Below are 13206 nucleotides of genomic sequence, written 5' to 3' on the forward strand. Positions count from 1 at the left end.
ACTTCCTAGTACGCGTCCGCCCCCACAGCGTCGCCGAGAATGCGGACGTATTCCTCTATCATGGCATCCAACGAATAGCGCGATTTCAGGCCCACGGCGCTTTGCCGCAGCCGGTCGCTCAACACGCGATCTGTCAGGACCTGCGACACGGCGGCCGAGAATTCGGCTTCGTCAGCAGCGTCGACGAACACCGCTGCGGGCTGCCCCTGGTAGGACAGAACCTCGCGCAGCACGGGGAGATCGTTGACGACGCAGGGAATGCCGGCGCTCGCGGCCTCGACCGCGGCGAGGCCGAAGGTTTCGGCCTGCGTGGGGAAGACGAAGACGTCGAGGCAGGCCAGGAAGTCGGCCATCTGGCGCGGTGGAATCTCGCCGATGAAGTGCAGCCGGTCCGAGACTTTCAACTCGTCCGCCAGGGTCCGGAGCCGTGCCTCATCCGCGCCCTGGCCCGCGAGGGCAAGGTGCCAGGATGGGTCGGCCGCGAGCAGGCGAATGGCCGCATCGAGCCGCTTGTGGGGGTGCAGCCTCGCCGCGCAGCCGAGCAGGGTGCGGTCCGGCGGCAGCTTGAACTGCTGCCGCGCAACGTCCTTCGGCAGGCTGTGCGACTTGTCGTCGAAGCCATGCGGGACGTGCTTCATGCGCGATCGGTAGGGCGCAGGATAGCGCGCGTATTCGCGCTCCATGTCGCGCGAGTTCAGCGTGATGCACTGGAAGAAGCCGGTCGAGCCCATGATGATGTCGGCGGCCCGCACCGGCATGCTCATCGACAGCGCCGAAGATACCTGGTTGGCGATGACCGGGGCGCGGCTGACGAGCCGCGACACGCCTGCGCCGATCACATTGCCGAAGTGCTGGAAGGTCAGTACGACATCGGGATTGATGGTCCTGAGATGACCGGCGAGCGCCCACAGCATGCGCAGCAGCGCCACTGGATTTCCGGGCCGGGTCTGCGCGCAATAGAACGTGTTGGGCGGTTCGTCGAAGGAATCCGATTTGCGGAAGAAGAACAGGTTGGCGACGTCACAGCCGCGCGCGGCGAGGCCGGCGCCGAGCAGCCGCGAGATCTCCTGCGCGCCGGCGTTCTCGGCCTGGGTCTGCACCAGGACGACACGCAGCTTTCGCGCGTTCGGTCGACCGCGTGATGCGCTCGATGCCTCGCGCAATTCTGTGCTTGGCGTGTATTGGAGCACGGAACCCTCACCCGTTGAAGGAGTGGATTCGTCCCCTTCATTTTTGCGCGCGTAACTATCACGCGGAGCGTGCTCGTGCACCGAGTAGCGCGTGTTGAGGTTACTGCTCATTTAGCAATCAGACATGTGTCAGCAATCAAGAGCTATTATCTCACAGATAGGGTACCGCCGGCTCGTTAACTAATTGGTTACGGCAGCGCAGACAGGGGGTAACCGGCGATTAACCATGGATATTTACGTTGGGGCAGTACTGTCAGTTGAATTCGAGTCAGAACCCATGAAGTTCGGTAGCCGCGCAGGCCCGAGACGTTCCGAAGTCACGGAACCCGCAGCGTCGTGGGAAACTGCCGGCGTGCCGGCCGGTCAATCCTCCGCAGAAACCACCAAAGGCGTCCTAAGCATTCCGGGGGTGGTGGCCTTTTTCCGCGAGAAAGGTCAACGCATCCTGATGCTCGCCGCGGTCATCTTCGCGGTCGGTATCATTCTGTTGATGTTGATCCCGGCGCGTTACGCCGCGACGGCGCTCGTCGTCGTCGACCCGCGCGAGCAGCGCGTGACCACAGACCAGGACGTCCTGCCCGGGATCGGTCAAGATGCCGCAGCACTGCAGAGCGCTGTCGAGATCGCCAAGTCCGATGGATTTCTCGGGCCGCTGATCGATCAGCTCAAGGTCGCCGAGGACAGCGACATCTCCGGCGGCAAGACCGACACCACGCGTCTGCTCGATCGGTTTCGCAACCGGCTCGATATCTCACGGCGCGGATTAACCTATGTTATCGCCATCAAGTTCACGTCCAACAACCCGCAGCGCGCGGCGTACTACGCCAATGCGATCGCCGAGGCGTTCGTCGCCAGTCAGCGCGGGACGCGCACCGTGGCGACCGACGAGGCCGCCGACTGGCTGAAGAGCCGGCTCAAGACGTTGAACGACCGGCTGCGGTCGTCGGAAGATGCCGTCGCCAAGTTCAAGCTCGAGCACCGCATCGTGAACGCCGGCAAGGAATCCACCACACAGCAATTGCGCGTCACCGATCTGACGCAGCAGGTTGCCGCCGCGCGCGCCCGCACCGAGGAGGCCAAGGCGCGCTATGAGCAGTTGCAGCGCGACCTGAAGGCCAATGTCGACGGGCCGGTCAAGCAGGACCTGCTGAGCGCGCTGCGCGCCCAGCGCTCCGCGCTCAATGACCAGATCGCCCAGAAGCGCGGGGTGCTCGGCGATCGTCATCCCGACCTCGTGATGGCGCTCAGCCAGCTCAGCGACCTCAACCGGCAGATCGACATCGAGCGCAAGAAGAACATCGACACCGCGAAGTCGGAATACGAGGCGCAGCGCGACCAGCAAAAGGCGCTCGAGGATCAGTTGAAGGCGGTTGAATCGCAGATCCTGGTTGACGGTCAGGCGTTCGTCAGGCTGCAGGAATTGCAACGTGACGCCGACGCCAACAAGAACATCTACGAGCAGTTCCTCTCGCGCTACAAGACGACCGACGAGCAGCGCCTGCTGCAGGCCTCGCAGACCAAGGTCGCATCTCCGGCGACGCCGCCGATCCGTTCGACGCTTCCGCCGCTCCCGCTGTTGCTCGTCGTGCTCGCGATCGTCTCGCTGCTGACGTCGACCGCGATCGTCGCCGTTCCCGGCCTGAATCTGAAGCTCCCGATCAAGACCATTCCGCCGCTACGCAGAGCCGAGGCGCCCGTATCGACCCCGGCACCGGCCCCGGCCGCGCCGCAATCCGCGCTGCCGCCGGGATTGCCGGTGCTGGCCCGCATTCCCAACATGGTGTCGCCGGATGCCGTCAAGAGCGTCTGGCAGACCCCGATTTCGACGACGGCCGAGCCCGACCTCAGCCCGCATCTTCAGCTGCTGATCGAGAACATCGAGCAGCTTCCGGGTGACCACGGCAAGGTGGCGCTGCTGCTGTCGGTCGAGACCGGCGCGGGCGGCAGTACTGTCGCGCGGTCGCTCAACCGGTCCGCCGTCAAGAACGGGATGCTGAGCGTCCTGATCGAGATGGAATCGAAGCGCGCCGAAGTCGTGCCGCCGCAAGGCTCGGGGATCATCAAGGCCGATCTGCCGTCGGTCGTCGAACTGCTCGGCGCCAGCAGCAAGGCGCCGCCTTATCCGCCGGACGATATTCGCGCCGATTTCGGCCTGATCATCGTCGACGCATCGTCGCTTGCCACGCAGCCGGCCGCGGTGGCGCTGGCCGCCCATGCCGACCTCGTGATCCTCGTGGTTCGCGAGGGCGCCGCCGACCAGGCCGCGATCGGCAAGGTGCGGGCTGAGCTGTCGAGGTTCGGCTTGGTCCCAACTGCGCTGGTCGTCAATCGCGCGGCGGCCAACGCCACGGTCCGCAGCCCTCAGGGCGAAGCCTTGGGATTGGCGAGCTGAAGGCGGATCGGCTGCGCTGCGAGTGACAGCCTGATGAGGTTAGGTTGCTGAGCTGCAACGGCGTCGCAAGTTCACCTCTCCACGGCGGGGAGAGGTGAACCGAGAGCGCGTCAAGCCGATTCAAGCAAAACTCTTCTCGCTCTAGTCGTTGCTATCCGCAACGCGGACGGTGTAGGCGCTGCCCTTCGACGGCGATGGATGCGCCAGCACCAGAACCGACGGGTCGACGCCGGTCCGGCGGCGGCACAGCACGTTGAGCGCGATGGTGGCGATGACAAGAGAAGCGGTCGCCGAAATCGCGGCGCCGAGCACGCCGAGCCAGGGGATCAGCACGACGAACCCCAGCAGCCGCAACGCCACGTTGGCGGCGACCACCGGAACGTAATCACGCTCATGCCCCGTCAACTGCAGGACCGCGGCGGACGGCCCGCCGGCTGCCTGGAACGCCGTCCCGATCGCGAGCACGATCAACACCCACTGTTGCGCGGCGAAATGCGGTCCGAACAGGCCGAGAAGGTAGGGAGCGCCGACCCAGACGATGACGAGCCCGCTGAGCACGCAGAGCGCGGTCACCTCGGCCATCAGCTTCAGCGTATGTTCGAGCTCGCGGTGGTTCTTGCTGAAATACAGCGACGGCAGCCGGCGCGCGCCGAACGTATAGAGCGCAGCCGACAGCATCGCGAAGATGTTCGCGAGACGCGAGGCGGCGAAATAGACGCCTGCGGTCGCCGGATCCAGCATCCAGTAGACCAGGATGACGTCGAAATACTGGTTCGCCGCTTCGAGAATGGACGCCAGCCAAAAGCGGAATGCGCTGCGGTTCCAGCGCGAGGTCTCGAAGCGCGCCGTGACCGAACGCAGGTTCGGCAGCACACGCACGATCGACACGATCTGGACGACGAGCCCGAGTGCCATCGCGACGCTCATCGCGGTGAACAGCTCAGCAGGGGTGAGCTGCCGGTGGCCGAACAGCACTGCGATCAAGGCCAGGACAACGGCAACCCGCCAGAAGAACTCGCGATTGCCTTCGCCCATCAGGATGCTGACCAGAGATCGCGCGATCTGGCTGCCGAGCATCAGCCCGGCATTGACCGCGGTAAACGCCGAGACCGACAGGATCAGCAGCCACCACTCGCCGCGAAGGGTTGCCACCGCAGCGATCGCAGCGATCGAGATCAGCATCCCGATCGCCGAATTCCTCAGGCTCGACAGCAGCACACCCTTGGTGAACTCAGTCTGACCGCGCACCTCGTATTCGTTGAGGAAGCGAACCAGGAGCAGCTCCTGGCCGGCAAGGCCCACGACCGAGGCGATCTGGGCGATGGAGAGCAAGGTCGCGAAGTCGCCGAACGCGTCAGGCGTCATCGCCCGCGCGGCCAGCGAGAACAAGGCGAACGCAAGCCCGCCGCTGCCGACCTTGAGGAGGATGGTCCCGGCAACGCCGCGCGTGACATCGCGCCGAAACATTTGGAGCACAGAGGCAATCACCAGAGACGTCTCAATATCCTGTCAGGCTGCGGACCGTAGCAATCGGTGAAGCCGGGAGTGTTAATGTTGTCTTGCTAAGATTCCGTTCCTTCCGGCAGCCCGCGCGCCAGACAGTCGTGCACCCGGCCAATATGTCGCGCTGCTCCATTCTGGAACGCCGTCGTCCTCGCTGTCTCCAAACGGCGCAGGTCGGTTCGCACTCCGCCGCATCGCCAGCAGCGTGAGCCGTGCTGGTTGAGACGGCGTTAGCGCGTCAACGAGGCCCGTCGAAGCTCCTCGGCCAGGCAATGGTCCCGCGTGCCTGCCGCGGAGCCTCCAGGGGATCAGTTTCATGGCGGCTTTTGCTGCAAGCTATGTGCCGGGAACCCATCAATCGCTGTCGAGGCCGCTTTGTTAACCTCAATAACGGAACTCGTCCTGTTCGCTCGGGTGTGGCGGCAAGGCAGGCAAGGGAATTGCAGTTCGGTGGCCAATTAGCCGTCGGAGCGGACAAAGATGATTGCCGAGGAAAGCACGACCCAGCCGATCGCAGCTTGCGAGGCTGATATTATCGAGACAGACATTGCTATCGTTGGCGCCGGTTTGGCAGGCTCGCTCGCGAGGGCTGTGCTTGTCCGGGCCGGGTATCGGGTCCTCCTGATCGACAAGCGCTCGATCCCGCCGGACGAATTCCGCGTCGAAAAGGTTGCGGGACGGCAGATCGATATCTTCCGCCGCCTCGGCTTCCTCGACGACGTCGAGGCCGTCTCCTCGTCCTATGACCACGTGCTCAACATCAGGGGCGGCAGACTGGTCGATATCGGCGTCGGGCGGTCCTATGGCGTTTCCTATGCAGATCTCGTCAACATGGCGCGCGGCTTGGTGCCTGATCCGTCGAGCTTCCGGCTCGACCTGGTGACCAATGTCAGCTGCAGCGAAGATCGCCAGCAACTGACGCTGGCCTCCGGGAGGCGCGTCGTCTCGCGCCTGGTCATTCTGGCGACCGGCATGGCGAGCGCGCTTGGCTACACTCTCGGAATGCGCCGGCAGATGATTGCCGCGCGACACTCGGTCACGTTCGGCTTCACGATCGCGCGGCCGGACAATGCGCCATTCGGCTTCGACGCGCTGACCTGCTATGGCAAGGAGGCGGCCGACGGCGTCGACTATCTCAGCCTGTTTCCGATGTCGGGCGGCATGCGGGCGAACCTGTTCATGTTCCGCGATCCGACCGATCCGATCATGCGCGAGCTGCGCCGCGACACCAAGCGGACGCTGCTTCGCCTGATGCCGGGACTTGAACCCTATCTCGGTGATTTCGAGATCGTCGGCCAGGTGCACAACTGGGTCATGGACCTGTCGGTGACCGAGGGCCATCTGCAGCCGGGTATCGTGCTGATCGGCGATGCGTTCCAGACCAATTGTCCTGCGGCCGGCACCGGCGTGAGCCGCCTGCTGGTGGATGTCGAGCGGCTTTGCACCGAATATGTGCCGCGCTGGCTCGAGACCGACGGCATGGGCACGGAGAAGATCGAGCAGTTCTATTCCGATCAGGACAAGCTCGCCGCCGACCGCCACTCGCTGCACCTGGCGCGTTACCGGGAGGCCTTGACCTCGAACACCGATGTGCGCTGGACGCTGCAGCGGCAGCTGCACTTCCTGCGCCGCATGATCACGCACCAGGTGGACCGGATTCATCCGGGATGGGTGATGCGAGTTCGCAGCGCGCTCCGGTAAGGGCGAGAGCCGCTTCCCCGCGGCTCCATCGCGTCATCCGGAATGTGCTATGCGGGTTTCCCTCGCGGCAAACGCGCGGCGTTTGGCGCGAGCCCCTGCTCAAACGATTGAAGCGCGATGATGGTTCAGCGCGAACCCATCGCGCTTCAGCGCGTGCCGGTCGAGGTGCGGATCGGTCTGAGGTCGGTCACGCGCTTGGCGGCCTGCTTGATCCAGGGCGCCTGCTTCAGGGCAAACAATGCCAACGAGCCGGCGGCGCTACCGGCTTGCGTCACGCTCGACATCGGCGTGGGCTGACCTCCGAACTGCATCTTGTAGGGCTCGTCGCCGATGGTGAAATCCAGCACCCGGCCGCCGCGCTCGATGCAATCCTTGGCGACGCTCTCGAACGTCAGCGCGCCGATCGATTGACTCTTGTATCCCTCGACATCGAACGCCGTCATGACGACGAGGAGGCTGTCGCGGTGGACCAGCCCAAGGGCGGTCGCGATTACGTTGCCGTCCATCTTCATGGCGTAGAGCCGGGTAAAGGAGCCCATGCCGCGAAGCGCCACGCTCGAATAGAAATCGAAATACTCCGGGCGCTGCAACAGGTCGCCGTCTCCCTGGGCATGGAAGCGCGGACCGCGAAACTTCCGCATCGTCTCCATGGCCTCGCCGATGGAAGCGGCGTCGCTACAGCATGAGAAGGTGAGCGTGCCCTTCTTGTGGATCTGGCGCCATTTCTTTGCCAGCTCCTTCATATAAGACTTGCCCAATGCGTTGAGCTGCCATTGCTCGAACGGCGCGGCCAGCACCGTCGCATAGGCATTGGTATCCATCAGGCTGCGGTGCGGCGCTCCGAACAGATTCTCGATCGGCATCTTTGCATCGAGCAGCTTGGGTATGCGCAGCAGGTCGAATGGCCGGAGCAGTTGCCGAAGCTTCTGGCAGGTGCGACCGTCCTGCAGCAGTTCGGCAAATGTCTTGATGCTGCACACCGGCGCCAGATAGTCAGACACGCGAAGGTCGGCGAATTCGATCGTCCGCATCGGCCCACGTCGCACGCGCAGCATCGGGAGCACCGCCGCCAGCGCGCCGGTTGCGCGCGAGCGGACGACGACGACCAAGGGCTTTGCTGCTGTGGCGGGCGCGAGCTTGCGATAGAGGCTGTCCAGCCATAGCGGATGTTGGAAGGCGGTCGCGTCCGAGCCTTCGAACAACGTCGCGTATTCTTCAGACAGGAAGTCGAATGCGTCGTCGATGCAGACATCGAACGCGTCATCATTCTTGTTCATGTGAAACCAAAAACAAACGAGTTTTCAAAAACGCCGATCGAGCCGGCCTCTCATCCTTATAGCAAAGGCCGATGACGGCGCGCACTGGTAGAATACGATTTGTATTAATGTCGTGCCTCGACCTTTGCATATTGTTGCTGGAAGCGTCGCTGTGGTTGAAACGACCGCTGCTTGCTGTCGGCGCAGGATTGCCGTGTCGTGCCGTGCGAAGCGAGCATGGTTAACGACCTCTTTGCGGCCTCGACTCATCGTGGGTGCGACGAGACATCGCGCGTTGTCTGGACCGGATATTGCAGTTAAGGGCATGTAAGCACTGGAGCCCCTGCTGAAATGTTGAGTCATAGCCAAAACGCCCGCATTTCCGATGCAATATCGTCTGCGCGCGCCGATCGCGAGGGGACCCAGAGTCTCGATTCAGATATCGCTGTTCCGCCTGTCCGAATTTGCGACACTTCGCTTGATGAGCCGCCGGCGCACGCGACGGATGTGTCGAACCGGTCGACCCTGCCGAGCGGCATGCGGGAGCGTCGGACCAATCCTGTTGGCAGGGCCGTGACTGCCGGCGTCCCGCGGGAAACCATCGGTGGGCTGCGTCTCGCCGTGCTCGATCGCGAACAGACGGCGGACTTCATGGTCGAGGCGGTGTATCCCAACCGGCGCGCCAATCGTCCGCTCTATCTGACCTCGGCCAACGGAGAAGTATTGTCGCGCTGCTCCACCGAGCCGATGACCGATCGGCTGTTCCGTGCCGCCGACCTGATCAATGCCGACGGGCAGCCGCTGGTCATGGTGTCGAAGCTCCGGTCGCCGAACCCGCTGCCCGAGCGCGTCGCGACCACAGATCTGTTCCATGACGTCGCGTGCAAGGCGGAAGAACTCGGGCTGACCTTCTATCTGTTCGGCGCCAACGAAGCCGAAAACAGGGCGGCGATCGCCAATGTCCGCCGCGCCTATCCGGCCCTCAAGATCGTCGGCCATTCGCACGGCTATCTGCGTGGCGACGCGCTGCGGGCCAAAGTGGACGAGATCAACGCACTGGCGCCGGACTTCCTCTGGGTCGCGCTCGGCGTGCCCTACGAGCAGGCCTTCGTCGACGAATTCATGTCGCGGCTTGGTAATGTCGGCGTCATCAAGACTTCAGGCGGATTGTTCAACTTCCTGTCCGGATCGCGGCCTCGTGCGCCGCGATGGATGCAGATCGTCGGGCTCGAATGGGCCTGGCGTCTCTGGCTCGAGCCGCGCCGGCTGTTCTGGCGCTATCTGACGACCAATCCCCACGCCCTCTATCTGCTGTTCAACCGGACCCGGTCCTCGTCGACCAAGGACTAGCTTTCTACCGCGTGCAATGTGCCGCTCCGATCCACCGGAGCGGCGAGCTCTTCAGTGAGCGGAGTACAACTGATATGGACGGACGAGCGCTCGATAGCTCGGTCTGGCAGGCGCCGGGCATTGAAGCAGAAAATTTCGCGCGAACTGTCGTCAACTGGTCGATCACCATCAACGTGATCATGTCGATGGGAACGTTCCACCCCGCGCTGCTTCCAGCCGGGGTGACGTTGGTGCAGCAGGCCGTCGCCCTTGTGATGTGGGGCGTGCTGATCTATGCGAGCCTGTTCATCCGTCCCCGCCTGCGGCTCGCCTTCAATCTCGACACGCTGATGATCGTCGCATTCTATGCGTTCGCCACGATTTCAGTGTTCTGGACCGATCTTGGCGTCTCCGCCCTGATGAAGGCCGCCGCGCTCGCGATCACGACGCTCGGCGCGTTCTGCATGGTCACCCGCGTCGACCTCGACGATATCGTGAAGTCGACCACCCGCGGCCTCTTTGTCCTGATCGCAGGCTCGGCCTTTTGTGCGGTGATCCTCCCGGACATCGGCGTGGACCAGACCTGGATGCACAATGGGCAATGGCAGGGCGTCTTCGAATCGAAGCAGACGCTGGGCTTCGCCGGGGCCTATCTGATGTTCTTTTCCTGCTATCGGAAGGTGACCGGACAGGGATGGCTGCCGTTCCTCGTGACCTTCGCGCTCGCTTCGACCTGCGTCATTTTTTCGGAGTCGCGCGGCGCCGGCGCCTTGTCGCTGGTCGCCTGCGCGCTGCTGCTGACCTCCCTGTGGTCGGTCAGGTGCATGCAGGTCTACGCGATGCTGCCGGTTGCGATGTGCATCGTGGCCGCATTGCTGATGCTGTACTTCTACACCACTGGCTACGATTCGATCCATGTCTTCGACACGGCGATCAATTTCACCGAGCGGACCTACATCTGGCAGTACGCCATCAGCCATTTCGACGATGCGCCGCTGTTCGGATTTGGCATCAACGGGTTCTGGACCAGGCCTGAGATCTACGACTATTTCAACCAGAACCACGGCTGGGTGCTCGACAACTACCATAATGGCTATATCGCCATTCTGGTCGAGACCGGGTTCATCGGCTATTTCCTGTTCACGGCGAGCGTCTTTCTGTTCTCCTACAAGGTGCTCTGCCTGATCGCAGGACGCGCGATCGACCGTCTGCATTGCGCGCTGATCATCGGGTTCGTCTTCCTCAACTGCCAGACCAATTTTACCGAGACGGTCTTCCTTCGCTCGACGATGTTCACATCGGTGCTGTTGATCGCGTTCTTCCTCGCCGTGTGCCGGTCGTTGCCGTCGTCGCGCGTGCAGCTGTACAAGTTGGAGGGGTCATGAGGGCGGTTCGATTGCTTCTGCAAGGAGCCATCCGCGCGCTGCTGGCGGCGGCGCAGTCCGCGGCGCTGATCTCGCCCGCGGGTGCGGCTGGGCAGGCGGCGCCTCCGGACGTCGCAGCGCTGGGGCGCGGCGTCAATATTCTCGGCTATGATGGCATCTGGGAAGGTTACCAGAACGCGCCGTTCCGTCTGGAAAACCTTACCGCCATCCGCAAGGCCGGCTTCGCGCATGTGCGGATCAACTTCTTCGGCTTCAGGCACATGGATCCCGGCAATATGCTGGATGAAGCCGTGTTGCGGCGCCTCGATGCCGTGATCGAGCAGGTCCTGGCACACGGGCTGATCCCGATCCTCGATGAGCACGACAGCGATCTCTGCCAGCGCGACGTGCCGGAATGCACCGCCAAGCTCAAGGCGTTCTGGCGTCAGATCGGATCGCGCTACGCGGGCAAATATCCCGCGCTGGTGTTCGAGATCCTGAACGAGCCCGGCGGGAACATGACATCGACGGAGTGGAATACGCTGCTCGGTGAATGCCTGGCCATCGTCAGGGGCACCAATCCGAAGCGCAATGTCGTGGTCGCCATCCTGAACACCGAGGAGCTGCCGATCGACGCGCTGGCGCTGCCGGCCGCTGACAGGAATCTCATCGTTACGTTCCACTATTACCTGCCGCTGCAATTCACCCATCAGGGCGCGCCGTGGTCGGCGACATTCTCGAAGGTCAGCCCGTTGAGCTGGGGCTCTGCGGAGGACGAAGCCAGGGCCGCCGCCGATTTCGACAAGATCCGCGGCTGGGCGGAGAAGGAGAAGCGCCCGATCTATCTCGGCGAGTTCGGCGTCTATGAGCGCGCGCCGGCGGAGAGCCGGGCGAGGTACCTGTCGTTCATGACGAGGAGCGCGGAACGGAACGGCTGGGCGTGGGCCTATTGGCAATTCGATCACGATTTCGCGGCGTTCGACGGCGCCCGGCAACGCTGGAAGACGGATATCCTCCGCGCGATCATTCCTCCAGCCCGCTAGGTCCTTGCTGCTTGCGCCGCATGCAGACCGCGTTGCGCGCCATGCTCTGCCGAGGCCTTGCCTTGCCTAACATGATCGGAGGAATAATACTGCCCCCGCACAGGCAAACAAGGAACCGACAGCGTTGCCGGACATTGCGAGCAGGGAATTCGATGTCAAGCGCGCAGCCTTTGCCGCGACCATCGGCAACATGCTGGAGTTCTACGACTTCATCACCTACAGCTTCTTTGCGACCGAGATCGGGCACACGTTCTTTCCCGCGCAAAGTGAGTATGGCAGCCTGATGCTGTCGCTTGCGACCTTCGGCGCCGGTTTCCTGACGCGCCCCATTGGCGGCATCGTGCTCGGCATCTTCTCCGACCGGGTCGGCCGCCGGCCGGCGATGCTGCTGAGCTTCGCACTGATGGGTGGTGCGATCCTGACCATCGCGCTGACGCCGTCCTATGCCGCCATCGGCATCGTGGCGCCTGTCATCGTGATCCTGGCGCGGATGGTGCAGGGCTTTGCGCTCGGCGGCGAGGTCGGACCGACCACGGCCTATCTCATCGAGATCGCCGCGCCCAGGAATCGCGGCCTCGTGGTGGCATGGCAGCCTGCGAGCCAGGAGATCGCGGCGACGGTCGGCGCGCTCGTCGGTGTCATCTTGAGCAGCACGATGGCGCCCGACATGCTGCAGGCTTACGGATGGCGGGTCGCGTTCCTGCTCGGGGCGGTCTGCCTGCCGTTCGGCATCTGGATGCGCCGCACGCTGCCGGAAACGGTCTCGCATGGCGAGCACGTTGCCGGGCAGGTCGAAAGCTCGAGCCATCTCGCGCTGGCGCGCCGGCACCTTCGCGTGATCGTGCTGGCGGTGATGATCCTGGCCAGCGGGACGATCTCGACCTATGTGACGCAATACATGACGACCTATGCCAAGAACACGTTGCATGTGTCGCCGTCGCTGGCGTTCACCGTGTCGCTGGTGAGCAACGGGCTTCAGATCATCGGCGCGGTGCTGGGCGGCTGGCTCGCCGACCGGCTTGGCCGCAAGCCGATCATGATCTGGCCGCAGCTCGTCGTGCTGGTGCTGACCTATCCGGCCTTCCTGTGGATCGTCCGGGACCCGGGCGCGTGGTCGCTGCTGTTCGGCTTCGGCATCCTGTCGTTCATCGGATCGCTGCCGTTCACGGCATTCTATGCCGCCTTCACGGAAGCGCTGCCGCAGACCATCCGCGGTGGTGTGTTCGCCACCATCTACGCGGTCGCGATCGCAACGTTCGGCGGCACCGCGCAACTCGTGGTCACGTGGCTGCTGCACGTGACCGGAGATCCGCTGGCGCCGTCCTGGTATCTCTTGCTCGCGGCCGCGGTCGGCATCGTGGCGATGAGCCTGATGCCCGAGACCGCCCCGGTTAAGGTTGGCGAGAAATAACCGCGGGCCAACCGCGC

At 63.6% G+C, this 13206-nt stretch carries 9 protein-coding genes; 6 read left to right on the forward strand and 3 right to left on the reverse strand.

All coding sequences use genetic code 11. From position 1 onward, the window contains the following. Nucleotides 1–5 precede the first annotated feature (5 nt). Nucleotides 6–1301, reverse strand: a complete 1296-nt coding sequence (locus QMZ05_RS10035) for a glycosyltransferase family 4 protein (protein ID WP_353700618.1) — start codon at nucleotides 1299–1301, stop codon at nucleotides 6–8. Between the two features lie 166 nt (nucleotides 1302–1467). On the opposite strand from QMZ05_RS10035, the gene QMZ05_RS10040 reads away from it, so the two are divergent. Further along, nucleotides 1468–3582 carry a GumC family protein gene (locus QMZ05_RS10040; RefSeq protein WP_353700619.1) on the forward strand — a complete coding sequence of 705 codons (2115 nt, stop codon included), beginning with the start codon at nucleotides 1468–1470 and terminating at the stop codon, nucleotides 3580–3582. A gap of 141 nt (nucleotides 3583–3723) precedes the next feature. Here QMZ05_RS10040 and QMZ05_RS10045 read toward each other — a convergent pair whose 3' ends face one another. After that, a complete protein-coding gene (locus tag QMZ05_RS10045; protein WP_353700620.1) occupies nucleotides 3724–5070 on the reverse strand; it encodes a polysaccharide biosynthesis C-terminal domain-containing protein in 1347 nt (448 codons plus the stop codon). Between the two features lie 495 nt (nucleotides 5071–5565). Here QMZ05_RS10045 and QMZ05_RS10050 point away from each other — a divergent pair, with 495 nt between their 5' ends. Continuing rightward, nucleotides 5566–6786: an NAD(P)/FAD-dependent oxidoreductase gene (locus QMZ05_RS10050; protein WP_353700621.1), complete on the forward strand. Its 1221-nt coding sequence runs from the start codon at nucleotides 5566–5568 to the stop codon at nucleotides 6784–6786. Nucleotides 6787–6932: 146 nt separating this feature from the next. Here the strand turns inward: QMZ05_RS10050 and QMZ05_RS10055 are convergent, their stop codons facing one another. Continuing rightward, on the reverse strand, nucleotides 6933–8063 hold the full coding sequence (locus tag QMZ05_RS10055) for a GNAT family N-acetyltransferase (protein ID WP_353700622.1): 1131 nt from the start codon (nucleotides 8061–8063) through the stop codon (nucleotides 6933–6935). 516 nt (nucleotides 8064–8579) lie between these two features. Between QMZ05_RS10055 and QMZ05_RS10060 the strand changes: the two genes are divergently transcribed. The 4 genes from QMZ05_RS10060 to QMZ05_RS10075 all read left to right on the forward strand — a co-directional run bounded on the left by QMZ05_RS10060 (nucleotide 8580) and on the right by QMZ05_RS10075 (nucleotide 13189). Beyond that, nucleotides 8580–9392 (forward strand): WecB/TagA/CpsF family glycosyltransferase, encoded by an 813-nt coding sequence (locus QMZ05_RS10060; RefSeq protein ID WP_353700654.1) that lies wholly within the window; start codon nucleotides 8580–8582, stop codon nucleotides 9390–9392. A 74-nt stretch (nucleotides 9393–9466) separates the two neighbouring features. Continuing rightward, entirely contained in the window at nucleotides 9467–10756 is a 1290-nt protein-coding gene (locus tag QMZ05_RS10065) for an O-antigen ligase family protein (RefSeq protein ID WP_353700623.1), read from the forward strand. Then, nucleotides 10702–11778, forward strand: a complete 1077-nt coding sequence (locus QMZ05_RS10070) for a cellulase family glycosylhydrolase (protein WP_353700624.1) — start codon at nucleotides 10702–10704, stop codon at nucleotides 11776–11778. The genes QMZ05_RS10065 and QMZ05_RS10070 overlap by 55 nt, the downstream gene beginning before the upstream one ends. 124 nt (nucleotides 11779–11902) lie before the next feature. Next, a complete protein-coding gene (locus tag QMZ05_RS10075; RefSeq protein WP_353700625.1) occupies nucleotides 11903–13189 on the forward strand; it encodes an MFS transporter in 1287 nt (428 codons plus the stop codon). The last annotated feature ends 17 nt before the right edge of the window (nucleotides 13190–13206 follow it).

The sequence above is a fragment of the Bradyrhizobium sp. INPA03-11B genome (genome assembly GCF_040446015.1).
GTDB classification, from domain to species: domain Bacteria; phylum Pseudomonadota; class Alphaproteobacteria; order Rhizobiales; family Xanthobacteraceae; genus Bradyrhizobium; species Bradyrhizobium macuxiense_A.

Coding starts and splice junctions, on each gene's coding strand:
- QMZ05_RS10035 (WP_353700618.1), bottom strand. CDS start 1,301: ATGAGCAGTAACCTCAACACGCGCTACTCGGTGCACGAGCACGCTCCG.
- QMZ05_RS10040 (WP_353700619.1), top strand. CDS start 1,468: ATGAAGTTCGGTAGCCGCGCAGGCCCGAGACGTTCCGAAGTCACGGAA.
- QMZ05_RS10050 (WP_353700621.1), top strand. CDS start 5,566: ATGATTGCCGAGGAAAGCACGACCCAGCCGATCGCAGCTTGCGAGGCT.
- QMZ05_RS10055 (WP_353700622.1), bottom strand. CDS start 8,063: ATGAACAAGAATGATGACGCGTTCGATGTCTGCATCGACGACGCATTC.
- QMZ05_RS10060 (WP_353700654.1), top strand. CDS start 8,580: ATGCGGGAGCGTCGGACCAATCCTGTTGGCAGGGCCGTGACTGCCGGC.
- QMZ05_RS10065 (WP_353700623.1), top strand. CDS start 9,467: ATGGACGGACGAGCGCTCGATAGCTCGGTCTGGCAGGCGCCGGGCATT.